The sequence below is a fragment of the Isoptericola sp. NPDC058082 genome, from assembly GCF_042885055.1.
In the GTDB taxonomy this organism is placed as follows: Bacteria; Actinomycetota; Actinomycetes; order Actinomycetales; family Cellulomonadaceae; genus Isoptericola.
This window is the reverse complement of sequence record NZ_JBHVSQ010000001.1, coordinates 87117-112858: the sequence shown is the minus strand read 5'-3', so window position 1 is coordinate 112858 and position 25742 is coordinate 87117. Positions and strand designations below refer to the sequence as shown.

Below are 25742 nucleotides of genomic sequence, written 5' to 3'. Positions count from 1 at the left end.
CCTACATTACAAACCCCACCGCACGCCCGTCGCCCCTTTGGGGTGGGGACAAACCCCCCCTCCCCCCCCCCTCCCCCTCCCCCCCCCGCAGCCGCGTCAAGGCGCTGCGCTGCTCGGTCGGCGCGGCGTCGAGAGCGATCCGGGCGGCATCGGACACCTCGACCCACTCGGCCGCACGGTCCGCGGCCATCGCCGAGGCAAGCTCGCGCTCGTGCGACGACGTCGAGGGACGGGCCAGCCACACGCTCGCGGAGCCGCCGCGTTCGACGACCTCCTCGCACGCCCACTCCAGCTGCTCACGGGTGCGAGCGTCCGCGGGCAACGCGACCAGACCGTCCGAGACCTGCGCCGCCCCGAGCCGCTTCAACCGGCGCCACAACGCCACCCGCGGCGCGGACGGCTCTCGCGGCAGCCGGTAGCTCAGCAGCACCCATTCCCCACTCACTCGATAGATGTAACCGTGGTTACATCCAACCGTCAAGGGTGGACGGCCGGCTCGCTCGGGCGAGAATCACCGTGACCGCCGCCCGGTGTGGTCTCCGACGTCTCCAGAACCCACGCCCGGAGCCGGCCAGCTCCTCCGGCATCGCGACCGTCCGGTAGCTCGCCTCGGTCTTCACCCGTCCGACGACGGCGTCGCTGCCCTTGCCGAGCCGAAGACCCGCGAGTGCCGCACACCGTCCGGGCCGATGTACCGCGCGCGCCAGCTGATGACCTTGCGGGTGGTCCTGCTCCGACGAGCCTCGAGCTCGCCGAAGGAACGCTTACCGGCCACCGTTGCCGCCCCCTCCCGCGAGGAAGGTGGGGCACTCCGCCGTTCCCCCGCGGGGGTGCGGCGGGGGGAATGCACGGCCGTTCGGGACCTCTGGTCTCCATCCGCGTCCACGGACGGCGGGAGCAGAGCTGCAGGTCAGCGCAAGAAATGCGGGGGTGGTGGGCCCGGAGGGACTCGAACCCCCGACATCCACGGTGTAAGCGTGGCGCTCTGACCAGCTGAGCTACAGGCCCTGGACAGCGCAGCAAAGAATACCCGGCGACGGAGCGCCCGCCGGACAGCCGCGCGGCCCTCGTCAGGGTCAGATCTCGGCGAGCGCCTCGCGGTAGGCCTGGAGGTCGCGCCGCTGGCCGCGCGGGTTGACGACCGACCACCGCACGATCCCGTCGGCGTCGACGAGGAACGTGCCGCGCAGCGCGTGGCCGCTGGTGGGGTCGAACACCCCGTAGGCGTCGGCGACGGCGCCGTGGGGCCAGAAGTCGCTGAGCAGGTCGAAGCCGAAACCCTCCTGCTCGTGCCAGGCCTTGAGCGTGAAGACCGGGTCGGTGGAGACGCCCAGCACGCGCACCCCGGCCGCCTCGAAGTCCTCGATGTTGTCGCGCAGCTCGCACAGCTCACCGGTGCAGATGCCCGAGAACGCGAACGGGAAGAACACGAGCAGCACCGGCTCGCCGCGCAGGTCGGCGAGGTGCACGGGCGTGCCGTGGGTGTCCGGCAGCGTGAAGTCGGGAGCGGGGTCGCCCGCGCGCCGGCGTACCTCGGGGGCCGAGGCCGTCACCGGCCGGTCACCGCGTCAGCGCCCACGACCGCGGTTGGCCAGCTTGGTGGCCGACCAGTCGGGCGCGACCGCGAAGGTGCTCGTCGCGTGCAGGCCGGCGGTGGTCGCGGCCTCCTGGATCTCGTCGTGGCCGACGTGGCCGTCGCGCCCCGGCTTCGGCGTCAGCAGCCAGATGAGGCCGCCGTCGTCGAGCACCGTCAGGACGTCGACGAGCATGTCCGTGAGGTCGCCGTCCTCGTCGCGCCACCACGCGATGACGCCGTCGGTGACGTCGTCGTAGTCCTCGTCGACGAGCTCGCTCCCGACCGCGGCCTCGACCTCGGCCCGCAGCGCGTCGTCGACGTCGTCTCCCCACCCGAACTCCTGCACGACCTGACCGGGCGTGAACCCGAATCGAGCTGCCGGGGATTCCGCCTGCTTACCCACTTTGGACCTTCGTTCCTCTCCGTCTGACCATCACCGACACGTACGGACGCGCGCGCGGGGCGCACGTCTGTCGTGTGCGCCAACGTAGTCCACCGGAAGCACGTCCGCCCGGCAACCCCCACACGCCCGTGGTTTGCTCGAAGCGGGGCTGCACAGTGACCTCGGCAACATCGACGACCTGCGGCATGACGTAGATCACGGATCCTTGACCGCCCGATGGTGTTCCCCCGGGCCGTCTGGGGACACAATGAGTGATGACCACCCGTTCGTGGTCCGCACCGTCGCGACCACGCGCCATGGTGCCTTCACGACGGGATGCCTGACACGGACCGGGGCGGCGACCATGTGCCGCACACCGTCCGAAGATGAGAGAGGTTGCTGGTGGCTTCGTACGACGAGACCGGACCGTTGATCAACGGCCTGCTCAGCGCCGTCCCGGACATCGACCCCGCCGAGACCGGCGAGTGGGTCGAGTCGTTCGACGGCCTGATCGACGACAAGGGCGGCCCGCGGGCGCGCTACGTCATGCTCAACCTGCTGCGCCGCGCGCGGGAGCGCAACGTGCACATCCCCGCGACGCTCGCGACGCCCTACGTCAACACGATCGCCGTGCACGACGAGCCGTACTTCCCCGGCGACGAGGCGATGGAGCGGCGCTACCGCTCGTGGATCCGCTGGAACGCGGCCGTCATGGTGACGCGCGCGCAGCGCCCCGAGATCTCCGTGGGCGGCCACATCTCCTCCTACGCGTCCGTCGCGACGCTGTACGAGGTGGGCCTGAACCACTTCTTCCGCGGCAAGGACCACCCGGGCGGCGGCGACCAGGTGTACTTCCAGGGGCACTCCTCCCCCGGCCAGTACGCCCGCAGCTTCCTCGAGGGCCGCATGTCGGCCGAGACGCTCGACGGGTTCCGCCAGGAGAAGTCGCACGCCGGCGGCGGCCTGCCCTCGTACCCGCACCCGCGCATGCTGCCGGACTTCTGGGAGTTCCCGACGGTCTCGATGGGCCTCGGCCCGGCGTCGGCGATCTACCAGGCGTGGACCAACAAGTACCTGCACAACCGCGGCATCAAGGACACCAGCCAGCAGGACGTCTGGGCGTTCCTCGGCGACGGCGAGATGGACGAGCCGGAGTCGCGCGGCATGCTGCAGCAGGCGGCGCACCAGCAGCTCGACAACCTGACGTTCGTCGTGAACTGCAACCTGCAGCGCCTCGACGGCCCGGTGCGCGGAAACGGCAAGATCATCCAGGAGCTGGAGGCCCAGTTCAAGGGCGCCGGCTGGAACGTCATCAAGGTCGTCTGGGGCCGCGAGTGGGACGCCCTGCTCAACGCGGACAAGGACCGCGCCCTGGTCAACCTCATGAACGCCACGCCCGACGGCGACTACCAGACGTACCGCGCGGAGTCCGGCGCGTTCATCCGCGAGCACTTCTTCGGCCGCGACCCGCGGACGAAGGCCCTCGTCGAGAACATGACCGACGACGACATCTGGAACATGAAGCGCGGCGGTCACGACTACCGCAAGATCTACGCGGCGTACTCCGCCGCCCGGGCCCACACGGGCCAGCCGACGGTGATCCTCGCGCAGACGGTCAAGGGCTACGCCCTCGGTTCGAGCTTCGCGGGCCGCAACGCCACGCACCAGATGAAGAAGGTCAAGAACTCCGACCTCAAGGCGCTGCGCGACAACCTGCACATCCCGCTGACGGACGAGCAGATCGACGCCGACCCGTACCTGCCCCCGTACTACCACCCGGGGATGGACGACGAGGGCATCCAGTACATGCTGGAGCGCCGCCGGCACCTGGGCGGCTTCCTGCCCGAGCGCCGCTCGACGCCGAAGCCGCTGACGCTCCCGGAGCCGAAGGCCTACGAGATCCTCAAGAAGGGCTCGGGCACGCAGCACGTCGCCAGCACGATGGCCTTCGTGCGCCTGCTCAAGGACCTCATCAAGGACAAGGAGTTCGGCAAGCGCGTCGTGCCGATCATCCCGGACGAGGCCCGCACCTTCGGTCTGGACGCGATCTTCCCCAGCGCCAAGATCTTCAACACGCAGGGGCAGAACTACCTCGCCGTGGACCGCGAGCTCATGCTGAGCTACAAGGAGTCCGAGTCCGGCCAGATCATGCACACCGGCATCAACGAGGCCGGCTCCGCCGCCGCCTTCCAGTCCGTCGGCACGTCGTACGCGACGCACGGCGAGGCCATGGTGCCGGTCTACATCTTCTACTCGATGTTCGGGTTCCAGCGCACGGGCGACCAGTTCTGGGCGGCCGGCGACCAGCTCGCCCGCGGCTTCATCATCGGCGCCACCGCCGGACGCACCACCCTGACCGGTGAGGGCCTGCAGCACGCCGACGGCCACTCGCCGCTCATCGCCGGCACCAACACGGCGATGGTCCAGTACGACCCGGCGTACGGCTACGAGATCCGCCACATCATGCGCGACGGCATCGAGCGCATGTACGGCGACGGGTCCGACGGCCGCGACCAGAACGTCATGTACTACCTCACGGTGTACAACGAGCCGATGATCCAGCCGGCGGAGCCGGAGGACGTGGACGTCGACGGCATCCTCCGCGGCATCCACCGGATCGCGACGTCCGACGTCGAGGGCCCCAAGGCCCAGCTCCTCGCCTCCGGCGTGGGCGTGCCGTGGGCGCTCGAGGCGCAGCAGCTCCTCGCCGAGGACTGGGGCGTGTCGGCCGACGTGTGGTCGGTGACCAGCTGGAACGAGCTGCGTCGTGACGCGCTCGCCGCGGAGAAGGACGCCCTCGTGGACCCGGCCGCGGAGCCGCGCACCCCGTACGTCACGCAGAAGCTGTCGGGCTCCCAGGGTCCGTTCGTCGCCACCAGCGACTACGACCACCTGGTGCCGGACCAGATCCGCGCCTGGGTGCCGGGCGACTACGCGGTGCTCGGTGCGGACGGCTTCGGCTTCTCCGACACCCGCGCGGCCGCGCGGCGCTACTTCCTCATCGACGGCCCGTCGATGGTCGTGAAGACGCTGCAGCAGCTCGCGCGTCGCGGCGAGGTCCCGGCCGACGTCGTGGCCAAGGCGGTGGAGAAGTACCGCCTGCTCGACGTCAACGCCGGCACGTCCGGCGTCGCCGGCGGCGACAGCTGACGTAGCGCCGCACAGCACGAAGGCCCCGAGCCGCACGGCTCGGGGCCTTCGTGCTGTCTCCGGCGGTGCCGGACCGTCGGGCGACGACGGCGGGGCTACATCGTCGAGGTCTGCTCGCGGGCTGCCACGACGCGAGCCAGCTCCGCCCGCAGCGCGGCGGTGCCGGGGTGCTGGGCGAGCGACTCCAGGTGCTGGCGCGCCTCCGCGACGCGACCGGCCTCGAGGGCCGCGAGCACGAGCTGCCGACCCACCTCGGGCGTGTGCTCGCGGGCGCGCCAGTGGCCGATGCCGAGACCCAGCGCCTCGGTGGGCATGCCGGCGTCGCGCAGGATCGCCAGGCCCTCGGCCAGGGCCTCGCCGCCCGGGTCGCGCTCGGCCGCGGTGGCGAGGCGCCGGGCCGCGCCCTCCGGGTCGTCGGCGACGGACAGGCGCCCGAGCTCGAGCAGCGGGCGCCACCCGCGCGGGTGACCGGCGAGCTCCTCCGCGAGCGACCACACGGCCAGGTCGGCGGCGCGCTGCTGCGCGGCCTCGTCGGCCGGGGCGGTGAGCGGGTCCTCCGGGTTCGGCGACTCGGCCGCGCGACGGCGCACGATCTCCGCGAGCGCCCGGAAGGCGGGCGCGTCGTTGGGGTCGTCGGTGAGGATGGCCCGCAGGGCGTCCTCGGGCACCGTGTCCCCGTGCTCCTGGGCGGGCGACGGCCGGCGCGCGGCCACCGTCGAGGCGGAGAACGGCCGGCGCAACAACTGCCGGAGCCGGGGCATGAGGGCCATAGCACCGACACTATCCAATGACCCCCGCCACGGCCGGGCCCCGCTCCGACCGCCCGGACGTTTGTGCACTCCCCACAACCACGCCCGTATCCTCGACCCATGACGAGCAGCGGCACCCCGACCTCCACGACCGACGGGACCGCCGTCCCCGAGGGCAGCGCGGACGGCACTCCCGTCTCCCGGGGCGAGAACGTGCAGCGCGTGCGGGAGGGCATGGGGCTGCTCACCTCGACCGCGATGCGCCGCCTCGAGGAGGACGTGCACTGGTACCGGCAGCTCCCGGCGGAGGACCGGTCGTACGTGGCCCTGGTAGCGCAGTCCGGCATCAACGCCTTCGTGAGCTGGTTCGCCGAGCCCACGCCCACCCCGCACGGCGTCGGCGAGATGTTCGCCGCCGCGCCGCCCGAGCTCACGCGCTCGATCTCCCTGCAGCACACGCTGCAGCTCGTCCGCCTCATGGTCGACGTCGTGGAGCAGCACTCGGACGAGATCGCGGCCCCCGGGTACGAGCGCGAGCTGCGCGAGGCGGTGCTGCGGTACTCCCGCGAGATCGCCTTCTCCGCCGCCGAGGTCTACGCCCGCGCCGCCGAGGTGCGTGGCGCCTGGGACGCCCGCCTCGAGGCGCTGGTGGTGGACGCGCTGGTGCGCGGCGACGGCGACGACTCGCTCCGCTCGCGCGTCTCGGCGCTCGGCTGGAGCGGCCGCGGCCAGGCCCTCGTGGTGGTGGGCGAGGCGACGACGCGGCTCGACGACGTCCGCACGGCGGAGCTGCGGCGGCTCGCACGCCGCGCCGCGGGCGACGCCCTGGTCGGCATCCACGGCGACCGTCTCGTGCTCGTGCTGGGTGGCGAGGGCGACCTCGTCGCCGCCGCCACGTCGCTCCTGGACCGCTTCGGTCCCGGGCCCGTCGTGATCGGCGGCGTCGTGCCCGACGTCTCGGACGCCGCGGCGTCCGCGGCCGCCGCCCTCGCCGGGCTGGCCGCCGCGCCCGCCTGGCCGCAGGCGCCGCGCCCGGTGCTCGCCGACGAGATCCTGCCGGAGCGCGTGCTGACCGGCGACGTCACCGCGCGCCGCACCCTCGTGGCCCAGGCGTACCGCCCCCTGCAGGAGGCGTCCGGCTCCGTGCTCGAGACGCTGTCCGCCTACCTGGGCACGGGCCGGTCGCTCGAGGCCGCCGCACGCCGCCTGTACGTGCACCCGAACACCGTGCGCTACCGGCTGCGCAAGGTCTCCGAGATCACCGGCTGGGACCCGCTCGACGCCCGCGAGTCGTTCGTCCTCCAGATCGCCCTGGCCCTCGGGCAGCTGGAGGGGGACCCGGGCGCCGGCTGAGCGCGCCGGGCACGGTCTCGGCCCGTGCGACGCGCGCGCCCTTGGAGGTTTCCCACAATCGCTTTCCACCAGGTTCGTGCGCGTCGCGACGACGCACCCCCGCCGCGGGGTGACACCGTGGGCACGTGCTCGCCGTCGTCTGCCCTGGACAGGGCTCTCAGACCCCCGGGATGCTCAGCCCCTGGCTGGAGCTGCCCGGCACCGCCGACCTGCTCGACACCTTCTCGGCCGCGGCCGGGACCGACCTCGCCCAGCACGGGACGACGTCGGACGCGGACACGATCCGCGACACCGCCGTGGCCCAGCCGCTGATCGTCTCGTCGTCGCTCCTCGCCCTGCGCGCCGTCCTCGACGGGCGCCCCACGACCGAGGTCGTGGACGTCACGGCCGGCCACTCGGTCGGCGAGCTCAGCGCCGCGGCCGTCGCGGGCGCGCTCGACGACGCGGGCGCCGTCGGCCTGGTCTCGCACCGGGCCCGCGCGATGGCGGAGGCCGCCGCGGCCGCGCCGTCCGGCATGAGCGCCGTCGTCGGCGGCGACCCCGACGAGGTCCTGGCCTCGATCGAGGCCGCCGGTCTGTTCCCCGCGAACGTCAACGGCGGCGGCCAGGTCGTCGCCGCCGGCGACCTGGAGCGCCTCGCCGCGCTGGCCGCCGACCCGCCGACCCGCGCCCGCGTGATCCCGCTGCAGGTCGCGGGCGCGTTCCACACGCCGTTCATGGAGTCGGCCAGGGTCGCGTTCGAGCAGGTCGCGACCGGCTGGCTCGCCACCGACCCGCGGCTGCCGCTGCTGTCGAACGCCGACGGCGCGTCCTACGACACGCTCGGGACCGGCGCCCACGGTCACGGCACCGCCACGGACGTCCTCGCGCGCCTCGTCGCGCAGGTCACCGCGCCGGTGCGCTGGGACCTGTGCCAGGCGACGCTCGCCGAGCGCGGCGTCACCGGCATCCTCGAGCTCGCCCCGGGCGGGGTCCTCACCGGCCTGGCCAAGCGCGCGCTCAAGGGCGTCGAGTCGGTCGCCGTGAAGTCCCCCGACGACGTCGAGGCCGCGCGCGACCTCATCTCCCGCCACTCGGTCGCCGCGGGCGCCGGGACCGCCGCGTGAGCCAGTCGCTCCCCGGGCCGCGCCGCACGCTCCGTCAGGCCGAGCCCGTCCGCTTCTCGCGGATCCTCGCGATCGCGGGCGAGCGCGGCGAGCGCGTCGTGACGAACGACGACGTCGCCGGCCCGATCGACTCCTCCGACGAGTGGATCCGCCAGCGCACGGGCATCGTCACGCGCCGGTACGCCGCCGCGGACGTCGACGTGCTCGACCTGGCCGAGGCGGCGGCCCGCAGGGCGCTCGACGCCGCCGGCCTCACCGGCGCGGACGTGGACGTGGTGATCCTGTCCACGGTGACGTACTTCCACCAGACGCCGGCGGGCGCGGCCGTCCTCGCGGAGCGCCTCGGCGCCACCCCGGCCGCGGCGTACGACGTCTCGGCCGCCTGCGCGGGCTACGCCTACGGGATCGGCCAGGCGGACGCCCTCGTCCGCTCCGGCGCTGCCCGGCACGTGCTGGTGATCGGCGCGGAGAAGATGTCCGACTTCGTCGACCCGACGGACCGCTCCATCTCGTTCCTGCTGGGCGACGGCGCGGGCGCGGCCGTCGTCGGCCCTTCGGACGCCCCGGGCATCGGCCCGACGGTGTGGGGGTCGGACGGCGCGAAGTCGCAGGCCATCTCGCAGACACGCGGCTGGTCGGACCTGCGCGCGGAGCCGACGGCCGGCTGGCCGACGCTGCGCCAGGACGGCCCGACCGTCTTCAAGTGGGCCAGCTTCCAGATGGCCCCGATCGCGGCGAAGGCGATGGCGGAGGCGGGCGTCGAGCCCGAGGACGTCCAGGTCTTCGTGCCTCACCAGGCGAACATGCGCATCATCGACCAGCTCGTCAAGCAGCTGCGGCTGCCCGAGAGCGTCGTCGTGGCACGTGACATCGCCGACACCGGCAACACGTCCGCCGCGTCGATCCCGCTCGCCACGGAGCGGCTGATCTCCGAGGGGCAGGCCCGCTCCGGCGACCTGGCCCTGCAGATCGGCTTCGGCGCCGGCCTCGTCTACGCGGCCCAGGTCGTGGTGCTGCCCTAACCTCTGGTGCGACCCTGGCACTCGGTCGCGCGACAGGTCGCGCGATCGGTCGCCCGGGGTCGTGACCGACCCCCGTGGTGCGGGACAATCGCACCGCAACACCCCACGGTGCCGGACGGCCGGTACCCCGTTTCAAGGAGAGACGCACCCCATGGCTTACACCTCCCAGGAGATCCTCGAGGGCCTCGCCGAGATCGTCGCCGAGGAGACCGGTCTGCCCACGGACGCGGTCGTGTCGGAGAAGTCGTTCACGGACGACCTCGACATCGACTCGCTGTCGATGATGACGATCGTGACCCACGCCGAGGACAAGTTCGGCGTCCGCATCCCCGACGACGAGGTCAAGAACCTCACCACGGTCGGCGACGCCGTCTCGTACATCGAGGGTGCGCAGGCCGCGTGACGCCGCGGGGCGCTCGCCCCGCCGCGCGGGCGGGCCGGTGACCCCGGCCCGCCCGGCAACCTGAACGACTCGTACCCGCTCTCACCTCAGGAGTGACCCACCCATGACTGCCGCACCCGCCTCGCGCGACGTCGTCGTCACCGGCCTCGGCGCCACCACCCCGCTCGGTGGCGACGCTCCCAGCACCTGGGCTGCCGCCCTCGCGGGTGAGTCGGGCGCGCGCACCCTGGACAACGACTGGTCGGAGAAGTACGGGATCCCCGTCACGTTCGCCGCCACCATCAAGGTCACGCCCGACCAGGTCCTCTCGCGGCCCGAGACCAAGCGCATGGACCCGTCCACGCAGTACGCGATGGTCGCCGCCCGCGAGGCCTGGCAGGACGCCGGCGCCCCCGAGGTCGACGGCGAGCGGCTGGGCGCCGTGGTCTCCTCCGGCATCGGCGGCATCTGGACCACGCTCGACGGCTGGGACACGCTCAAGGAGCGCGGCGCCCGCCGGATGCTTCCCATGACCGTCCCGATGCTCATGCCGAACTCCCCCGCGGCCTACGTGTCGCTCGAGTTCGGCGCCAAGGCCGGGGCCCACGCGCTCGTGTCCGCCTGCGCGTCGGGCGCCGAGGCGATCGGCTACGGCGTGGACATGATCCGCGCCGGCCGGGCCGACGTCGTCGTGTGCGGCGGCACCGAGGCGACGATCCACCCGATGCCCATCGCGGCCTTCGCCGCGTCGCGCACGCTCTCGCTGCGCAACGACGACCCGCAGGGCGCCTCGCGACCGTACGACGTCGACCGCGACGGCTTCGTCATCGGCGAGGGCGCCGCGATCGTGGTGCTGGAGAGCGCGGAGCACGCCGCCGCCCGCGGTGCCCGCGTCTACGCGAAGATCGCCGGCGTCGGCCTCTCCGCCGACGCCTTCCACATCACCTCTCCCGACCCCGAGGGCACCGGACAGGTCTCCGCGATGCGCCGGTCGCTCGAGGACGCCGGCGTGACGTCACGTGACGTCGTGCACGTCAACGCGCACGCCACCTCCACCAAGGTCGGCGACCTCACCGAGACCGCGTCGATCCGCACCCTCATGGGCGGCGAGGCCGACCACGTGCGGCTCTCGGCCACCAAGTCCATGACCGGCCACCTGCTGGGCGGCGCCGGCGCGCTCGAGACGCTCTTCACCGTCAAGGCGGTGCACGAGCGCCTCGCCCCGCCCACGATCAACGTGGCGAACCCGGACCCCGAGCTCCAGGTGCCGCTGGTGCGGGCCACCCCGGAGAAGCTGCCCGACGGCGACATCGTCGCGCTCAACAACTCGTTCGGTTTCGGCGGGCACAACGTCGCCCTCACGGTGACGAGCGCCTGACCGCAGCCTGGTCCAGGCACGACGACGCCCCGCCACCTCGCAGGAGGTGGCGGGGCGTCGTCGTTCGCGTCCGTCGTGCGGCGCAGGGTTCCCCCCGCCGGGCTCAGCCCACGCGGTGCAGCCAGCGCACCGGGGCGCCGGCGCCGGCGTAGCGGAACGGCTCGAGCTCGTCGTCCCAGGCGGTGCCGAGGGCGAGATCGAGCGCTTCGCGCACGCCGCGGCCGTCGTGCGCCGACTCCATCGCGGCCCGGACACGGTCCTCCGGGACGACGACGTTGCCGTGCACGTCCGTCATGGCGTGGAAGATGCCGAGGTCGGGGGTGTGCGACCACCGTGCGCCGTCGGCACCGTGGCTCGCCTCCTCCGTCACCTCGTAGCGCAGGTGGTCCCAGCCCCGCAGGGCAGAGGCCAACCGGGCACCCGTTCCCTGGGCGCCCTGCCACGAGTACTCGGCACGGTAGAGACCGCGCCCCGCCGGCTGGGCAGTCCAGTCCAGCGACACGCGTCCCCCGAGCACGTTGCCCGCCGCCCACTCGAGGTGAGGGCAGAGCGCACGGGGTGCCGAGTGCACGAACAGCACACCGCGGGTAATCGCACCAGCCATGTTGTCCTCCCTGGTTCCGAGGTCCGTCTTCCCCTACGTCCTCGAACCGGTCGGCCTGCTGGTCGGCGAGCTCCGACGGTGTGTCGTCTTGACACATCCTGCCCGATGGCGGGCCGGGGTGCGAGAGGAAACGCAGACTTCATGCGTCCTCTTGAGCACCCCTTGAGGAACTCAGAGGCGTTCGCGCAGCTCCCGCATGGCCTTCTTGCGCACGGTGCGCTCGAGACGGTCCAGGTAGAGCTTGCCGTCCAGGTGGTCGCACTCGTGCTGGAGGCAGCGCGCCATGAGGCCGGTGCCCTCGACGACGAGCTCGTTGCCGTCGAGGTCCGTGCCCACCACGCGGGCGTACCACGCGCGGGTGGTGGGATACCAGAGCCCCGGCACGGACAGGCAGCCCTCGTCGCCGTCCTGGGTCTCCTCCGAGAGGTCCACGATCCGTGGGTTGAGCACGTAGCCGATCTCGTCGTCGACGTTCCAGGAGAACGCCCGCAGGCTCACGCCGATCTGGTTGGCCGCGAGGCCCGCCCGGCCGTCGGCATCGACGGTCTCGACGAGGTCCTCCACGAGGGACCGGACCCGGTCGTCCACGGTGGTGATCTCGTCGCAGGGTGTGCGCAGCACGGGGTCGGGCAGCACCCGGATCTCTCGCATCGCCATGGCCCGCATTCTCCCACGTCGTGGGCGGGTGGCAGCGCCGATTATCACGGTTTGATAACGTGCCGAGCGATGCTACGACCGATGACCGAGTCAACCACGACGCCCGCCCTCGACCCGGGCCGCGCCGCCGCACCCGCGACGGGCCGTCCACGCCTGGCCGCGCTCGACGGGCTGCGCTTCCTGGCCGCGATGGCGGTGCTCGCCTACCACTACGTGGCCGTGAACCACTCCGCCTGGGGTGCCCGCACCGAGGACTCGTTCCCGAACCTCCAGCCGCTGGCCGTGTTCGGGTCGTTCGGGGTCCAGCTGTTCTTCGTGGTCAGCGGCTTCGTCATCCTCATGTCGGCCTGGGGCCGGGACGTGCGGTCCTTCGCCGCGTCCCGCGTCGGGCGCCTCTTCCCCGCGTACTGGCTCTCCGTGGCCGCCGTCGTGCTGCTGCTCGTCGTCGTCGCCCCCGGGCACAAGGACGTGGGGATCCCGGAGACGGCCGCCAACCTCACGATGGTCCAGCGGGCGTTCGGCGTCCAGGACATCGAGTCCGTCTACTGGACCCTGTGGGCCGAGCTGCGGTTCTACGTGCTGGTCGGGGTGCTCCTCGCGTTCGGGATGACGCGCAACCGCCTCGTCGCGTTCGCGGCGGTGTGGCCCGTCGCCGCCGCCGTCGCCGTCCAGTCCGGCAGCACGCTGTGGTCCACCGTGCTGGTCGGCACCGACGCGCCCCTGTTCGCCGGCGGCATGGCGCTGTTCCTGCTCACCAAGGAACGCCGTTCGCTGGTGCTGTGGTCCGTCCTGGGCCTCAACGTCGCCCTCGCCGGCGTGATGTCCGGCCGCAGCCAGTCCCTGCGGATCGCCACCAGCACCGACGTCACGGTCGGGCCGCAGACGTACTGGGTCGCGATCGTCGTCTGCTTCGCGCTCGTCGCCGCCGTCGCCCTCACGCGCCTCGACCGGCTGTCGTGGCGGTGGCTCACCGTCGTGGGCGCCTTGACCTACCCGCTGTACCTGCTGCACTCGTCCTGGGGGCAGTGGATGATCGCCAAGACCAGCCCCCACCTGCCCGCCGGGGTCACGTTCGCGATCGTCACCGTCGTCATGCTCGGCGTCGCCTACCTCGTGCACCGGTTCGTCGAGCGGCCTCTCGGGCCCCGGCTGCGCCGCGCCGTCGCACGCGACCTCGAGCGGGCCGGCCACGCGCTCGGGCACCGCGCGCGGGGGGCACGCAGGGCTCAGGCCCCCGAGCCGGACGCCGCGTCCTCCAGGTAGGCCTCGAGCACGTCGCGCAGCACCAGCGCCTGGTTGCGCTCCGTGTCGCGCGCCGAGTAGAGCAGCGTCAGGCGCCGGTCCCCGGCCCCCAGCGCCGCGAGCTCCGGAACCTCCGGGTTGTCCGCGAGCTCTGCGCGATAGCGGCGCTCGAACTCCTCGAACCTTCCGGGGTCGTGGTGGAACCAGGTCCGCAGGTCCGTCGAGGGCGCGACCTCCTTGCTCCAGCGGTCGAGGTGGGCGTGATCCTTGGAGATCCCGCGCGGCCAGAGCCGGTCCACGAGTACCCGCGCGCCGTCGTCCGGGGCGGGGTCGTCGTACACGCGCTTGACGGTGATGGTCACTCCCCCATGACACCGCGGCGGGCCCGGCGCCGCACCCCGCGACCCGGCGCCGGTATGCTCGCCGCGCGCCCCGTTAGCTCAGCTGGTCAGAGCAGTCGACTCATAATCGATCGGTCGCCGGTTCAAGTCCGGCACGGGGCACCCGCGCGCTCGGGACCGCATCCGCGGCGGCGGGGCCGGATCGGCCCTGCACGGGCGAGATCGACCGCGAGACGACGACGCCGATGACAGATCGACAGAGGTGGATGCGTGAGTATCAGTTCGGGCGGTGCGACCGTCGACGACGACGACGGCACCTGGATCGTCTGGGGAGAGGTCGACGTCGCCGTCGCACAGGACGTCGGCGACATGCTCAGGGCGTCCCTGGACGGACACCCCAAGACGATCGACCTCCGCCGGGTCACCTTTCTCGACTCCTCCGGCCTGCGTCTGCTGCTCCTCGGGGGCACCGCCGAGGAAGGGCCGCTGCTCGTCGGCGCGCCGGCCGCCGTCCGCGACGTCATCACCCTCACCGGGCTCGAGCACACCGTCCGGTTCGCCGAGACCGAGGGCTCGCCGGACTCCGGGGACGACGACGCCTGACCCACCCCGCCGCCGGTCCTCCGGCGGCCGCCCGAACTCGCGCTGGTTCCTGGAGGAGAGTCCTTGGACGACACCGTCAACCCGTCCGTCGTGTCCGGCGTGCCGATGGCACCGCCGCCGACCGGGTACGCCCCCGTCGCGGAATGGGTGCTCGCCGACTCCGTCGAGCTCAGCAGGCTGCGCTCCGCCCTGGCCCGCATCGTCGGGTCCTCGGGCGACGGAGCCACCGCGATGCACGACACCGCCGAGAAGATCGTCCTGATCGCCTCCGAGCTGGCGACGAACGCCCTCCTGCACGGCCTTCCGCCGACCGTCGTCCGCCTGCTGCGTGACGAGCACACCTGGCTCCTCGACGTCGTCGACCACGACGCCGCCGGGGTGCCGAGGGTCGACGGCGGCCGGCCCCCGGGTCACGGCGGGCTCGGCCTCCTCATCGCGGAACGGCTCTCGGCCCACGTGGGGTGGTACACGTCCGGCCCCGCGAAGCACGTGTGGGCGACCTTCCCCCGCGACCAGCGGGGCTGACCTGCGAAGAGGCGGTGACGGGGAGCACGCGAACCGCTATTCTCCCGGGCCATGCTCCGTGTGCTGCCGATGCTGGCCTACCTCGCGCTCGTCGTGTACGCCCTCGTGGACGTCGTCCAGTCCGACGAGGAGGACGGCGGCGGCATCCAGAAGGGTTTCTGGATCCTCATCATCCTGCTGCTCCCGTTCGCCGGGTCGGTCGCGTGGATCGTCGTGAGCCGGCGTGCCCGGGCCGACCGTCGCCCCGCACCGCGGACCGGATACCCCGCCGGGCCGGTGCCGCCCGCGCAGTACCCGGGGCGGCGGCGCACCTGGGAGGTCGACGAGACCGCCTCGGCCGACCCCGACGACGACCCCGAGATGCGGTGGCTCGTGGAGCAGGCACGCCTCAAGCGCGAGCGCGAGCAGGCCGCGCAGGAGCCGGCCCGGCCGGTGAGCGACGACGAGCAGAGCGCCGCGAGCTGACCCGCTGGGCTCCCGGACGAGCAGGTCCGCACGTCCTTGGCGGGGTCGCTACGGTGGCGCCATGTGGTTCCGCCGCTCCGCCCTCCCCGACGACCTCCGCCGAGCCCTCCCCCTGGCCCCCGGGGAGCGTGTCCTCGCGTCCGCGCAGCTCGCCGACGACCGCTGGGCCGTGGCGACGACGGCCGACCTGGTCGTCGTCGGCCCGGGCACGGGCGACCCCGTGGCACGGCGCCCGTGGTGCGACGTCGACCGCGGGGTGTTCGACCCCGAGCGGTCCGAGCTGGCGATCGAGTGGGTGGACGCCGCCCCGGACACCGTGCTGCGGCTCGTGGACGCCGAGCGCACCTCGTTCCCCCAGGCCCTGCGCGAGCGGGTCCAGTGGTCCGTGGTGCTGGCCGAGACGGTCGCGGTGCCCGGCGGCGACGTGAAGGTCGCCGTCCGGCGGACCGCGGACGGCCGACTCTTCTCGCAGGCGGTCGCCGGGCAGGGAGTCGACCTCGACGACCCGAGGGTCGCCCGAGTGGTGGACGCCACGGAGTCCAGGGTCCGGGGAGCGTCCGGACTACCCGTGTGAGCCTGGTAATGTTCTTCCCGGTTCGAAGGCCACGTGCCGGACGACCGAGCGATCCCGCGTAGCTCAGCTGGCAGAGCATCCGACTGTTAATCGGACGGTCGTTGGTTCAAGTCCAACCGCGGGAGCAGCGAGAAAGGCCCCTGACCTGCGACGCAGGACAGGGGCCTTCGTCGTGCCCGGTCAGAGGGTGAGCAGGCGCTCCATCAGGTGCGGGGCGAGCGGCGCGTCGGTGGCGAGGACGACGCGGGTGCGCGCGCCGGGCACGTCGGGGTACCCGGCGTACCGGCCGCGCAGGTCGCACACCGTCTGGCCGCGGCCCGGGCCGTCGGTGGCGTCGACGACCACGGGCACGCGCGGCGCCACGGTCGGGGTCACGCCGCCCACCGCGACTGCCGCGGCCAGCGGGTCGTGCAGCGCCGAGCAGCGGCGGCCGAACGTGGGCGCGTGGAAGCCGAAGTACAGGTCCAGCACCTCGCCCAGCCACGGGGCCAGCGCGGTGCCCGCCTCGAGCAGCGCCTTGCGGTCGGTCTCCTCGAGCAGGTGGGCCATCGTGACGTCGAGCGGCACCAGGGTGACGTCCCAGTCGGCGGCGAGCACCTCGGCGGCCGCCTCGGGGTCGCACGCGATGTTCGCCTCGCCGACCGGCGACACGTTGCCCGGGTGCAGGGCCGCTCCGCCCATGACCGTCACGTCGAGGACCCGCTCCGGGAGCGTCGGGTCGGCCCGCAGCGCGAGGGCGAGGTTGGTCAGCGGGCCGACGGCGACGACGCGCAGGCGCCCGGCGTGCTCGTCCGACAGGCGCAGGAGCAGCTCCGCCGCGGACACCGCCTCGGGCGCTCCGCCGGAGGACGGGAGGACGACGTCGCCCACGCCGTTGCGGCCGTGGACGCCCGGCGCCCCTCCCCCGTAGACGCCCCGCAGCGGGTCGTGCGCGCCGACGGCGACGGGCACGTCGTCACGGCCCCCCAGCGCCAGGAGGTCCAGCGTGTTGGTGGCGGCACGCCGGGCGTCGACGTTGCCGCTGACGGTCCCGACGCCGACCAGCCGGATCTCGGGCGACGCGAGGAGATAGGCGAGGGCGAGAGAGTCGTCGACTCCCGTGTCGCAGTCGAGGTACAGCGGTGCGGGCGTGGTCACGGTGCGTCCTTCCAGGTCGTGGGAGAGGTCCCAGTGTGGCCCATGACCTGCGGAAGCCCTGGCGGACCAGGTCGACGGCCGCCTCGGGAATACATGCCGCAGGCGCCCGGCTTGTGCCTCACGTGCCCACGACCGGTCATGCCTCTGTCGGCCTGCGCTCCGAGCGCGGCCCCATCCTGCTGTCCCTGATGCTCTCGACGGCGCTCGTCGCGCTCGACGCGACGATCATCGCCACCGCGTCGGCGACCATCGCGCGCGAGCTGGGCGGCTTCGACCAGCTGCCCTGGCTGTTCTCCACCTACCTGCTCGCCCAGGCAGTGAGCACGCCGGTGTTCGGGCGGCTGGCCGACGTGCTCGGCCGCAAGCGGCTGATGCTCGCCGGCGTGGCGCTGTTCTTCGCCGGGTCGGTGCTCGCCGGCGCGGCGCCGACGATGGACGTGCTGATCGCCGGGCGCGTGGTGCAGGGGCTCGGCGCGGGCGCCGTGATGCCGGTGTCGATGACGATCGCCGCCGACATCTACACCCTGGAGGAGCGGGCGAAGACGCAGGGCTACCTCGCGTCCGTGTGGGCGATCTCCGCCGTCGTCGGCCCGACGCTCGGCGGCGTGTTCTCCCAGTTCACGAGCTGGCGCTGGATCTTCTGGGTGAACATCCCGCTGTGCGCGCTCGCCGCCTGGATGCTGGCGCGCCGCTACCACGAGGCGCCACGCACCGGCGAGCGGGAGCCGATCGACTACCTCGGCGCCGCGCTCCTCGCGGGCGGCAGCACGATGCTGCTGCTCGGCCTGCTCGAGGGCGGCACGCGCTGGGGCTGGGGCTCGCTGCCGTCGGTCGTGATCTTCGCCGTCGCGGTGCTGCTGCTCGCCGCGTTCGCCGTGCAGGCGCGCCGCACCCGGCACCCGATCGTGGACCTCGCCATCCTGCGCCGCCGGGTGGTGGGCGTGTCCACCACGGTCTCGCTGCTCGTGGGCGTGGTCGTGCTCGCCCTGTCCACCTACGTACCGATCTACGCCCAGGCGGTGCTGGGCACCGGCCCGCTCGTCGCCGGCTTCGCGCTGGCCGCGATGACCGTGGGCTGGCCGCTGTCGGCGTCCAACGCCGGCCGCCTCTACCTGCGGATCGGCTTCCGGTACACCGCGGTGATCGGCACGTCGCTCGTCGTGGTCGGCACGTCGCTCACGCTGCTGCTCGCCTCCGGGACGTCGGTGCTCGCCGTCGCGGGCGCCTGCTTCGTCATCGGCGCGGGCATGGGCCTGACGGCCGTGCCGACGCTCATCGCCGCGCAGTCGCAGGCGTCGTTCACCGAGCGGGGCGCCGTGACGGGCACCAACATGTTCGCGCGCTCCCTCGGGTCCGCGGTGGGCGTGGCCGTCTGCGGCGCGATCGTCAACGCGCGCACGACCCTCGGCCCCGACGGCACGCCGGTGGGCCCGGGCCTGATGTCCGCGATCCACCTCGTCTTCGTGCTCCTGGTGGCCGTGGCCGCGGTGCTGGTCGTGCTCGCCGCGCTCATGCCCGCCGACCTGCAGGAGGCCCGCGAGCGCCGCGCCCGCGCCGAGGCCGCCGCCTGACCGCTCACGGCAGGGCAGGCGGCGTCCAGCCCATGACGGCGCGGGTGCCGCGGGTGACCGCCGACGCCGGGGTGCGGCGCATCAGGGCGTTGCGCACCCCCTGCCAGCGCGGCCCCAGGTGCGACCCGAACCTGCCGCTCACGACCGAGGCCCGCGCGAGCGCCCGGCAGCGCGGGCGGCGGGCGGCGTCGTACGCGGCGAGCGCAGCGCCGAGCGACTGCCCGGACGCCACGCCTGCAGCCACGATGCGCCCCACGCAGACGCCGTCCTCCAGGGCGGTGGCCGCTCCCTGGCCCATCGTGGGCAGGGTCGCGTGCGCGGCGTCGCCGACCATGACCACGCGCCCGCGCACGTAGCGCGGCAGCCCGCCTGGCAGATGGTGCACGTCGTGGCGGATCACCGCGCCCGGCGGTGTCGCTGCGATCACGTGCTGCACCTCCGGCGCCCAGCCCGCGAACCGCTCGACGGCGGCCGCGTGCTCGTCGTCGAGGCGCGTGCCCTCCGGCATCGCCACGTACCCGTACCAGTAGGTGGCGCCGTCGCTGACGGGCATCGAGCCGAACTCCGCGCGCGCACCCCAGTACTGCCGCAGGCTCGGCTCGGCGGACAGCCCGGGGACGACGGCCCGCCAGCTCGAGAACCCCGAGTACGCGGGGAGATGGTCGGGGAACAGCGCCGCACGGACCGCGCTGCGTACGCCGTCGGCCCCCACGACGAGGTCGGCCTCGCGCTCGACCTCCGACCCCGCGCGGTCGGCGTGCTGCACGCGGGCCGGCGCGGCGGGGCCGCCGGCATCGACGGACGTGACGCGGGCGTCCGTCACGACGTCGACACCGAGCGCGCGAGCCCGCTCCAGCAGGGCGCCGTGCAGCCACGCGCGGTGCACGCCGCGCAGCGCGGTGTCGGCGTCCGCGGCCGGGTCGTCGGGCAGGCGCAGGATCGACCGCCCGTGCGCGTCCCACGTGCCCGCGGCCCAAGTACGGGGGCCCATCGCCGCGACGGCGTCGCCGTCCAGACCCAGCCCGCCGAGGGCGGCCACGGCGTTGGGGGTGAGCGCCACCCCCGCACCCACTTCGCCCAGCCGGTGCGCCCGTTCGAGCACCGTCGCGCCCCAGCCCGCCTCCGCCAGCGCGACGGCGGAGGCGAGCCCACCGATCCCGCCGCCGACCACGATCGCCGTCCCTGTCATACCGTCCTCGATCTTCCGCATCTATACCACTACGTGCGTGGTGGTATAGATCTTGCCATACTGGCGCCCGTGCCCCGGAGCAACCCCGAACGACGCCGCGCGCTGACCGACGCCGCCGTCGGGCTGCTCGTCGGCGCGGGCGTCCACGGCCTCAGCCACCGGTCGGTCGAGCGCGCCGCCGGCCTTCCCGCCGGCACCGCCGCGAACTACTTCCGCGGCCGCGAGGAGCTGCTGGTCGCCACGGCCCAGCGAATCGTGGAGCTGCACCTCGCCGACGCCCGGGCCGCGACGGAGGCGTCCGTGACGGCCGAGCCGCTCGGTGGCGGCCGGCTCGCCGGCGAGGACGGCCGCGCCGAGACGCTCGAGCGGATGACCGACCTCCTCGCCGCCTCGCTGCTCGACGCCGCGACCCGGCACCGCGACCGCTACCTCGCGATCGCCGAGCTCCAGCTCGAGGCCCGTCGCCGGCCGGCGCTCGCCGAGGCCCTCGCCGGGCTGGCGACCCAGTCGTCCGACCTCACCGCGGCGATGCACGCGGACACCGGCCTCGATGTCGACCCGGCGGCCGTGCCCACGCTGGTCCTGCTCTACGGCGGGGCGCTGCTGACGCTGGTCACCGGCGCCGTCCCGGTCGACGCCGCCACCACCCGCCGCCTCGCCCGCGCCATGGTGCACGGCAGCCTCGCACCTTCAGGTCAGGCATGACCGTGCCCGTGACCGAAAACTCGTTGAGCTCGCGCCGCGCCCGCTGATAGCTTCGCGGAGGCCGTGCGAGACAGAGCAAGGAGGTGGTACCCGTGAACGGATCGACACAGGTGCTCCTCCGCGGAGTCATGGTCGGGCGATAGGTCGCCCGGGAGCGCCGTTCGCCAGCACTCCCGAGAGGCACGACCATGAACGCCACACCCAGCTCGTCCCTGACCTTCACCGCCGAGCAGCAGCTCGACGACGGCGTCCTCGAGCGCCGCTTCACCCTCGACGCCGTCCCCGGCGTGCTGTGGACGCCGGCGTCCGCCACGCCGGCGGACCCCGCTCCCCTGATCCTGCTCGGCCAGCCCGGCGGGCTCGCCCTGGACCGGATGTACCCGCGGCTCGCGGGACGCGCGCTGCACGCCGCCGCCGACGGCATCGCGACCGTCGCCCTGGAGGGCCCCGGCAACGGCGACCGGCCGCCGCTCCCGGGCGCCGACCAGGCCCGCGCGGACCTGCGGAGGGCGCTGACGGCCGGCGAGCCGGTCACCGACGACCTCATCGACCGCCTGGTGCTCCCGCTGGTCGACCAGGCGGCCCCGGAGTGGCAGTCCGCCCTGGACGCCCTCCTCGACCTGCCCGAGGTCGACGGGCCCGTGGGGTACTCGGGCGGGCTGATCGCCCTGGGCGTCCGCCTGGCGGTGGTCGAGCCGCGCCTCGTGGCCGCAGGGCTCTTCGCCGGGAGCTACGTCCCCCGGGCCACGTTCGAGGAGGCCCGACGTGTCACGATCCCCGTGCACGTGCTGCTGCAGTGGGACGACGAGGGCAACGACCGCCAGGCGGCCCTGGACCTGTTCGACGCCCTCGGCTCGGCGGAGAAGACGCTGCAGGCCAACCTGGGCGGCCACACCGGCGTCCCGGCGTTCGCCGGCGACGACGCGGCACGCTTCTTCGCCCGGCACCTGAGGTGACCCGACGCGACACCCGGCTCCCGTCCGCCGGCCGCTAGGGTCGGCGGATGGGAGTCCTGTCGGCACGGGGGCCGGAGCTCGCGCTCGAGACCGCACGGCTGCGGCTGCGACCCTGGCGCGTCCCGGAGGCCGCCGTCCAGCGCGAGCTGTGGGCCGAGCGCGACCCCCGCGTCCCGCCGCACCGCCGCCTCGACGAGGCGGACCGCCCCACGCTCGACGAGATGGAGGCGTGGATCCGCGACGGCTCCCGCGCGCCCGGGCTCGGCCTGCTGGCCGTGGAACGCCGGGGCGAGGGCGACGTGATCGGGTACTGCGGGTTGATCGACGGAGCCGTCGGGCCCCACGAGCCGGAGGTGGCCTACGAGCTGCTCCGGCGAACCTGGGGCGCCGGGTACGCGACGGAGGCGGCGGAGGCCGTCGTCGGCTGGGCGCGGGAGTCGGGTCATCGACGCCTGTGGTCGACCGTCCGCGACTGGAACGTCGCGTCCCTGCGGGTGCTGGCCAAGGTGGGCTTCGTGGCGTCCGGCCGCGTGGAGCCGGACGACGTCCACGGCGACACGTTGTTCCTGACGCGGAGTCTGTGACCGTCCAGGCAGGACGTCAGGACTCGCCGCGCTCCCGCAGCGTGCGGCGCTGCTGCTCGATGGCGAGCAGGTCGGTGAACGCCTGCTGGTAGGCCTCCGGGTCCTTCTCCTGGTCGAGGCGCTGCAGGCGGCTCTTCGCGTCCGCGATCCGGCGCGTGAGGCCGAGGTCCACGAGGGCACGCACGACGTCGGCCACGTACGCCCCGATGACCGACTCGCGGTCCTCCGGCACGGGCGCGACCGCGAGCTCCGTGACCAGCGGCACCACCGTCTCGGGCGCCTGCTCGGTCACGGTCTCCACCCACCGGCCCCCGCCCACCTCGCGGCCGGCCGCGACGCCGCCCGCGGCGCGCACGGCGTCGTGCACCGCACGCCAGGCGGGGACGCCGAACGCGTCGTCGCCGAGCTCGTCGAACGACGCCGGCACGTGCTGCGGGTACTGCAGGACGACGATCAGGGCCTGGCGCTCCAGCCGGGCCACGGGGTCGCGCGGGTCGGGCGCGGCGAGCACGGGCGTCGCCGGGGCGGCCTCGGGTTCCGGGCGCGCGTCCCGGCGCTGGTCCTGACGGGCGCCGCGCGACGGCGACGACGCGGCCCGCGCGACCTCGCGGCGGACGTCCTCCGTGTCGATGCCGATCCAGCGCGCGAGCGAGCGGGAGTACCCGAGCTGCATCGACCGGTCACGGATCCCCGCGACCAGCGGCGCGGCCGCGCGCAGGGCTCCGACGCGCCCCTCGACGGTGTCGAGGTCGAACGTGTCGAGGGTGGTGCGGATGACGAACTCGAACAGCGGCTGCCGCCCGTCGACCAGCGCCCGCACCCCCTCGGGGCCGCGGGACATGCGCAGCTCGCAGGGGTCCATCCCGCCGGGCTCGACGGCGACGAAGGTCTGGGCGTGGAAGCGCTGGTCCTCTCCGAACGCGCGCACGGCGGCCTTCTGCCCGGCGGCGTCGCCGTCGAACGTGAAGATCACCTCGCCGCCCAGGGAGGCCCCCGACGCGAGCTGCAGTCCGCCGCCCGCCGTGGTGTCGCCGAGCAGGCGGCGCACCACCTTGGCGTGGTCGCCGCCGAACGCGGTGCCGCAGGTCGCCACCGCCGAGTCCACCCCGGACAGGTGGGCGGCCATGACGTCGGTGTAGCCCTCGACGATCACCACGCGCTTGCCCTGCGCGATGGACTTCTTGGCCAGGTCGATCCCGTACAGGACCTGGGACTTCTTGTAGAGCGACGTCTCGGGGGTGTTGAGGTACTTGGGCCCCTGGTCCTCGTCGTACAGCCGACGCGCGCCGAAGCCGATCACCGCGCCCGTGACGTCACGGATCGGCCACACGAGGCGTCCGCGGAACCGGTCGTAGATGCCGCGCTGCCCCTGGCTGACCAGCCCCGACGCGACGAGCTCCGCCTGCGTGAAGCCCCGCCCCTGCAGGTGGCGAAGCAGCGCGTCCCAGCCCGTCGGGGCGTAGCCCACGCCGAAGTGCTCGGCGTCGGCCCGGTCGAAGCTGCGCTCGGCGAGGAACGCCCGCCCGGCCTGCGCCCCCGGCCCGAAGAGCTGCTCGGAGTAGAACTCGGCGGCCACCTTGTGCGCCTCGATCAGGCGCTGCCGCCTGCCCGGCTCCTCGCGCGGGCCGCGGTCGGCGGCCGCGCCGGTGCGGGAGTCCTCGTAGCGCAGCTGCACGCCCGCCCGGTCGGCGAGGAACTCGACCGCGTCCGTGAACCCCATCCCGTCGATCTTCTGGACGAACGAGATGACGTCGCCGCCCTCGCCGCAGCCGAAGCAGTGCCAGCGCCCGACGCCCGGCCGCACGTGGAACGACGGCGTGCGCTCGTCGTGGAAGGGGCACAGCCCCTTGAGGGAGCCGACACCGGCGGGCTTGAGGGTGACGTGGGCGGAGACGATCTCCTCGATCCGTGCGCGTTCCCGTACCGCCTCGACGTCCTCGCGCTTGATCAGTCCCGCCACGGCCCCGAGTCTATGCGCGCCCGGCGGCGACCAGGTCGGCCGTCCCCGCCGGACCGTCGGCGGCGGGCGACAGGGCGCGGTCGAGAGCCGCCCGCGACGCGGCGCACCGGCGACCGTAGGTGGCCGGCGGCGTCCCGAGGGCGCGCGCGAAGTCCGCGCTCAGGTGCGCCTGGTCGTAGTAGCCGACCGCGGCGGCGAGGTCGGCGAGGGGGCGCCCAGGGTCCGCCGCCAGCAGGTCGGCGGCCAGGTGCACCCGGTGGCGCTGCAGCACCCACTTGGGGCTGACGCCGACCCAGTCGGCGAACAGTCGCTGCAGGGAGCGCGGCGTCGTGCCCACCAGGTCGGCGAGGTCCGCGACCCCGGCGTCCGGGCCCAGCTCCCCCGCGACCACCGCGCCGAGCACGCGGGCGACCCGGTCGAGGGCGACGGCGGCCCGGGGCGTGCGCCTCTCGGCCGCCACGGCCCGCAGCACCGGGGTGACGGCCGCGACCGCTGCCGTGTCGTCCCCCGCGCGGGCGGCGGCCACCGCCCGGCGGCCGGCGTCCTCGACGTCGGCGGCGGACGGACCCCGCGGGCCGGGGAGCGCGACCCCGGCCGGCACCACGAGCCCGGGTCGCAGCGCGCCGGCGCCGCCGACCAGCACCCGCAGCGCACCGGGGCGCAGCTTGGTGCCCAGCACGGCGCCCGACCCCCGCAGGGTCCGCGAGAACAGACCGCCCGGGATCCCGTGCACGGCGAACCCTTCGGCCTCGGCCACCACGTTGGCGTTCGGGTGCGGGATCACCACCTGGGTGAACTCCGCCCCGGGCGGCAGGTCCCAGCGGACCACCCAGTGGCGCTCCACGAGGTCGGCCAGGTCGGGCGCCGGGTCCAGGCGCACGAGCGCGAACCCGCCGCGCGCCGCGGCGGGATCGACCAGCCCTCGGGTGGACGCCGTCGGTCCCCGCGGACCGGCCCCGAGCGCATCCGGTTCGAACACCTGTCGCATTCCTCCAAGACTGCCCCCACCCACCGACACCAGCATGGGGAACGCACGCCGGGACCGCCCGGACGCACGCTGGAGGGAGAACCATGGACCTGTCACCGCTGCACCCGAACCTCACGGTCGCCGACCCGCGCGCCGCGATCGACTTCTACGTCGCCGGCTTCGGCGCCGAGGTGATCGACACCATCACCGCCGGGGACGCGATCATCCATTCCGACCTGCGGATCTCCACCGCCGCCGGGTCGTCGACCTTCACCGTGGCCGCCGCGTTCCCGTCCGACGGCGCGGTGGCGCCCGAGGCCGACGGCGGGACCACCGGCTCGTTCACGCTGAACGTGGACGACGCCGACGCGGCGCACGCCCGCGCGGTCGCCGCGGGCGCGACGAGCACGCAGGAGCCCGGCGACTGGTTCCCGGGGTTCCGGCAGGCCGCCGTGCGCTGCCCGGCCGGGCACCGGTGGTTCTTCGCCCAGGTGGCCGACGACGTCACCGCCGCCGACGTGCAGCGTGCCAGCGACGCCTGGATGGCCCAGCAGCAGGGCTGAG

At 73.9% G+C, this 25742-nt stretch carries 27 protein-coding genes and 3 tRNA genes; 18 read left to right on the top strand and 12 right to left on the bottom strand.

Translation table 11 applies throughout. From position 1 onward, the window contains the following. Position 1: 1 nt before the first annotated feature. The 4 genes from ACFVS0_RS00520 to ACFVS0_RS00505 form a co-directional block, all read right to left on the bottom strand. Positions 2–385 (bottom strand): Chromate resistance protein ChrB, encoded by a 384-nt coding sequence (locus ACFVS0_RS00520; RefSeq protein WP_430587124.1) that lies wholly within the window; start codon positions 383–385, stop codon positions 2–4. Positions 386–931: 546 nt separating this feature from the next. Then, positions 932–1008: transfer RNA gene (locus tag ACFVS0_RS00515), tRNA-Val, on the bottom strand. A gap of 68 nt (positions 1009–1076) precedes the next feature. Next, complete coding sequence (locus tag ACFVS0_RS00510) at positions 1077–1553, bottom strand: peroxiredoxin (protein WP_430563630.1); 477 nt, start codon at positions 1551–1553, stop codon at positions 1077–1079. 15 nt (positions 1554–1568) lie between these two features. Continuing rightward, the gene (locus tag ACFVS0_RS00505) at positions 1569–1979 is read right to left on the bottom strand and encodes a DUF3052 domain-containing protein (protein ID WP_429764203.1); all 411 of its coding nucleotides are present in this window, start codon (positions 1977–1979) and stop codon (positions 1569–1571) included. 381 nt (positions 1980–2360) lie between these two features. Between ACFVS0_RS00505 and aceE the strand changes: the two genes are divergently transcribed. Continuing rightward, complete coding sequence (gene aceE, locus ACFVS0_RS00500) at positions 2361–5108, top strand: pyruvate dehydrogenase (acetyl-transferring), homodimeric type (RefSeq protein WP_430585737.1); 2748 nt, start codon at positions 2361–2363, stop codon at positions 5106–5108. 95 nt (positions 5109–5203) lie between these two features. Here the strand turns inward: aceE and ACFVS0_RS00495 are convergent, their stop codons facing one another. Further along, positions 5204–5878 (bottom strand): hypothetical protein, encoded by a 675-nt coding sequence (locus ACFVS0_RS00495; protein WP_430550021.1) that lies wholly within the window; start codon positions 5876–5878, stop codon positions 5204–5206. A gap of 99 nt (positions 5879–5977) precedes the next feature. Here ACFVS0_RS00495 and ACFVS0_RS00490 point away from each other — a divergent pair, with 99 nt between their 5' ends. The 5 genes from ACFVS0_RS00490 to ACFVS0_RS00470 all read left to right on the top strand — a co-directional run bounded on the left by ACFVS0_RS00490 (position 5978) and on the right by ACFVS0_RS00470 (position 11098). Then, positions 5978–7210, top strand: coding sequence for a PucR family transcriptional regulator (locus tag ACFVS0_RS00490; protein ID WP_430550022.1), 1233 nt, complete (start codon positions 5978–5980; stop codon positions 7208–7210). Between the two features lie 125 nt (positions 7211–7335). Further along, on the top strand, positions 7336–8316 hold the full coding sequence (locus ACFVS0_RS00485; RefSeq protein ID WP_430565096.1) for an ACP S-malonyltransferase: 981 nt from the start codon (positions 7336–7338) through the stop codon (positions 8314–8316). Then, the gene (locus ACFVS0_RS00480) at positions 8313–9338 is read left to right on the top strand and encodes a beta-ketoacyl-ACP synthase III (protein ID WP_430586856.1); all 1026 of its coding nucleotides are present in this window, start codon (positions 8313–8315) and stop codon (positions 9336–9338) included. Before ACFVS0_RS00485 ends, ACFVS0_RS00480 begins: the two co-directional genes overlap by 4 nt. A 151-nt stretch (positions 9339–9489) precedes the next feature. Then, positions 9490–9741, top strand: coding sequence for an acyl carrier protein (locus ACFVS0_RS00475; protein WP_079574895.1), 252 nt, complete (start codon positions 9490–9492; stop codon positions 9739–9741). A 103-nt stretch (positions 9742–9844) separates the two neighbouring features. After that, a complete protein-coding gene (locus ACFVS0_RS00470) occupies positions 9845–11098 on the top strand; it encodes a beta-ketoacyl-[acyl-carrier-protein] synthase family protein (RefSeq protein ID WP_430550025.1) in 1254 nt (417 codons plus the stop codon). A gap of 103 nt (positions 11099–11201) precedes the next feature. On the opposite strand, the gene ACFVS0_RS00465 is transcribed toward ACFVS0_RS00470, so the two are convergent. Beyond that, on the bottom strand, positions 11202–11702 hold the full coding sequence (locus ACFVS0_RS00465; protein WP_429732474.1) for a DUF3145 domain-containing protein: 501 nt from the start codon (positions 11700–11702) through the stop codon (positions 11202–11204). Positions 11703–11873: 171 nt separating this feature from the next. Then, on the bottom strand, positions 11874–12359 hold the full coding sequence (gene def / locus ACFVS0_RS00460; RefSeq protein ID WP_430564856.1) for a peptide deformylase: 486 nt from the start codon (positions 12357–12359) through the stop codon (positions 11874–11876). An 81-nt stretch (positions 12360–12440) separates the two neighbouring features. Here def and ACFVS0_RS00455 point away from each other — a divergent pair, with 81 nt between their 5' ends. Further along, positions 12441–13622, top strand: coding sequence for an acyltransferase family protein (locus ACFVS0_RS00455; protein ID WP_430550027.1), 1182 nt, complete (start codon positions 12441–12443; stop codon positions 13620–13622). Here ACFVS0_RS00455 and ACFVS0_RS00450 read toward each other — a convergent pair. Continuing rightward, a complete protein-coding gene (locus ACFVS0_RS00450) occupies positions 13586–13963 on the bottom strand; it encodes a DUF488 domain-containing protein (protein WP_430564857.1) in 378 nt (125 codons plus the stop codon). The two genes, ACFVS0_RS00455 and ACFVS0_RS00450, sit on opposite strands and share 37 nt — an antisense overlap. 67 nt (positions 13964–14030) lie before the next feature. Here ACFVS0_RS00450 and ACFVS0_RS00445 point away from each other — a divergent pair. The 6 genes from ACFVS0_RS00445 to ACFVS0_RS00420 all read left to right on the top strand — a co-directional run bounded on the left by ACFVS0_RS00445 (position 14031) and on the right by ACFVS0_RS00420 (position 16234). Beyond that, positions 14031–14104: transfer RNA gene (locus ACFVS0_RS00445), tRNA-Ile, on the top strand. A gap of 108 nt (positions 14105–14212) precedes the next feature. Then, positions 14213–14545: an STAS domain-containing protein gene (locus tag ACFVS0_RS00440; RefSeq protein WP_430564858.1), complete on the top strand. Its 333-nt coding sequence runs from the start codon at positions 14213–14215 to the stop codon at positions 14543–14545. 63 nt (positions 14546–14608) lie between these two features. Continuing rightward, positions 14609–15070: an ATP-binding protein gene (locus ACFVS0_RS00435; protein ID WP_430550030.1), complete on the top strand. Its 462-nt coding sequence runs from the start codon at positions 14609–14611 to the stop codon at positions 15068–15070. 51 nt (positions 15071–15121) lie between these two features. Next, positions 15122–15535 (top strand): PLD nuclease N-terminal domain-containing protein, encoded by a 414-nt coding sequence (locus ACFVS0_RS00430; protein ID WP_430550031.1) that lies wholly within the window; start codon positions 15122–15124, stop codon positions 15533–15535. Positions 15536–15596: 61 nt separating this feature from the next. Next, complete coding sequence (locus ACFVS0_RS00425; RefSeq protein ID WP_430550032.1) at positions 15597–16109, top strand: hypothetical protein; 513 nt, start codon at positions 15597–15599, stop codon at positions 16107–16109. A 52-nt stretch (positions 16110–16161) separates the two neighbouring features. Further along, positions 16162–16234: transfer RNA gene (locus ACFVS0_RS00420), tRNA-Asn, on the top strand. Positions 16235–16289: 55 nt separating this feature from the next. On the opposite strand, the gene ACFVS0_RS00415 is transcribed toward ACFVS0_RS00420, so the two are convergent. Further along, on the bottom strand, positions 16290–17246 hold the full coding sequence (locus ACFVS0_RS00415; protein ID WP_430586855.1) for a nucleoside hydrolase: 957 nt from the start codon (positions 17244–17246) through the stop codon (positions 16290–16292). A 188-nt stretch (positions 17247–17434) separates the two neighbouring features. Between ACFVS0_RS00415 and ACFVS0_RS00410 the strand changes: the two genes are divergently transcribed. Beyond that, positions 17435–18817 carry an MDR family MFS transporter gene (locus ACFVS0_RS00410; protein ID WP_430586854.1) on the top strand — a complete coding sequence of 461 codons (1383 nt, stop codon included), beginning with the start codon at positions 17435–17437 and terminating at the stop codon, positions 18815–18817. A 4-nt stretch (positions 18818–18821) separates the two neighbouring features. Here the strand turns inward: ACFVS0_RS00410 and ACFVS0_RS00405 are convergent, their stop codons facing one another. Then, the gene (locus ACFVS0_RS00405; protein WP_430586853.1) at positions 18822–20006 is read right to left on the bottom strand and encodes an FAD-dependent monooxygenase; all 1185 of its coding nucleotides are present in this window, start codon (positions 20004–20006) and stop codon (positions 18822–18824) included. A gap of 69 nt (positions 20007–20075) precedes the next feature. On the opposite strand from ACFVS0_RS00405, the gene ACFVS0_RS00400 reads away from it, so the two are divergent. The 3 genes from ACFVS0_RS00400 to ACFVS0_RS00390 all read left to right on the top strand — a co-directional run bounded on the left by ACFVS0_RS00400 (position 20076) and on the right by ACFVS0_RS00390 (position 22251). Next, complete coding sequence (locus ACFVS0_RS00400) at positions 20076–20711, top strand: TetR/AcrR family transcriptional regulator (RefSeq protein ID WP_430550036.1); 636 nt, start codon at positions 20076–20078, stop codon at positions 20709–20711. A gap of 188 nt (positions 20712–20899) precedes the next feature. Continuing rightward, positions 20900–21667 (top strand): alpha/beta hydrolase, encoded by a 768-nt coding sequence (locus ACFVS0_RS00395; RefSeq protein ID WP_430586852.1) that lies wholly within the window; start codon positions 20900–20902, stop codon positions 21665–21667. Between the two features lie 47 nt (positions 21668–21714). Further along, a complete protein-coding gene (locus ACFVS0_RS00390) occupies positions 21715–22251 on the top strand; it encodes a GNAT family N-acetyltransferase (RefSeq protein WP_430550038.1) in 537 nt (178 codons plus the stop codon). Between the two features lie 16 nt (positions 22252–22267). On the opposite strand, the gene dnaG is transcribed toward ACFVS0_RS00390, so the two are convergent. Both dnaG and ACFVS0_RS00380 read right to left on the bottom strand, forming a co-directional pair. Continuing rightward, positions 22268–24211: a DNA primase gene (gene dnaG, locus ACFVS0_RS00385; protein ID WP_430586851.1), complete on the bottom strand. Its 1944-nt coding sequence runs from the start codon at positions 24209–24211 to the stop codon at positions 22268–22270. Between the two features lie 10 nt (positions 24212–24221). Then, positions 24222–25190, bottom strand: a complete 969-nt coding sequence (locus ACFVS0_RS00380) for a helix-turn-helix domain-containing protein (RefSeq protein ID WP_430586850.1) — start codon at positions 25188–25190, stop codon at positions 24222–24224. Positions 25191–25282: 92 nt separating this feature from the next. Between ACFVS0_RS00380 and ACFVS0_RS00375 the strand changes: the two genes are divergently transcribed. Further along, a complete protein-coding gene (locus ACFVS0_RS00375) occupies positions 25283–25741 on the top strand; it encodes a VOC family protein (protein WP_430586849.1) in 459 nt (152 codons plus the stop codon). Position 25742 lies beyond the last annotated feature (1 nt).

Excerpts from the sequence above, each read along its gene's own strand:
- ACFVS0_RS00495 (WP_430550021.1), bottom strand. The coding sequence starts at position 5,878 with ATGGCCCTCATGCCCCGGCTCCGGCAGTTGTTGCGCCGGCCGTTCTCC.
- ACFVS0_RS00490 (WP_430550022.1), top strand. The coding sequence starts at position 5,978 with ATGACGAGCAGCGGCACCCCGACCTCCACGACCGACGGGACCGCCGTC.
- ACFVS0_RS00475 (WP_079574895.1), top strand. The coding sequence starts at position 9,490 with ATGGCTTACACCTCCCAGGAGATCCTCGAGGGCCTCGCCGAGATCGTC.
- ACFVS0_RS00470 (WP_430550025.1), top strand. The coding sequence starts at position 9,845 with ATGACTGCCGCACCCGCCTCGCGCGACGTCGTCGTCACCGGCCTCGGC.
- ACFVS0_RS00465 (WP_429732474.1), bottom strand. The coding sequence starts at position 11,702 with ATGGCTGGTGCGATTACCCGCGGTGTGCTGTTCGTGCACTCGGCACCC.
- def (WP_430564856.1), bottom strand. The coding sequence starts at position 12,359 with ATGGCGATGCGAGAGATCCGGGTGCTGCCCGACCCCGTGCTGCGCACA.
- ACFVS0_RS00455 (WP_430550027.1), top strand. The coding sequence starts at position 12,441 with ATGACCGAGTCAACCACGACGCCCGCCCTCGACCCGGGCCGCGCCGCC.
- ACFVS0_RS00430 (WP_430550031.1), top strand. The coding sequence starts at position 15,122 with ATGCTCCGTGTGCTGCCGATGCTGGCCTACCTCGCGCTCGTCGTGTAC.
- ACFVS0_RS00425 (WP_430550032.1), top strand. The coding sequence starts at position 15,597 with ATGTGGTTCCGCCGCTCCGCCCTCCCCGACGACCTCCGCCGAGCCCTC.
- ACFVS0_RS00410 (WP_430586854.1), top strand. The coding sequence starts at position 17,435 with ATGCTCTCGACGGCGCTCGTCGCGCTCGACGCGACGATCATCGCCACC.
- ACFVS0_RS00405 (WP_430586853.1), bottom strand. The coding sequence starts at position 20,006 with ATGACAGGGACGGCGATCGTGGTCGGCGGCGGGATCGGTGGGCTCGCC.
- ACFVS0_RS00395 (WP_430586852.1), top strand. The coding sequence starts at position 20,900 with ATGAACGCCACACCCAGCTCGTCCCTGACCTTCACCGCCGAGCAGCAG.
- ACFVS0_RS00390 (WP_430550038.1), top strand. The coding sequence starts at position 21,715 with ATGGGAGTCCTGTCGGCACGGGGGCCGGAGCTCGCGCTCGAGACCGCA.
- ACFVS0_RS00375 (WP_430586849.1), top strand. The coding sequence starts at position 25,283 with ATGGACCTGTCACCGCTGCACCCGAACCTCACGGTCGCCGACCCGCGC.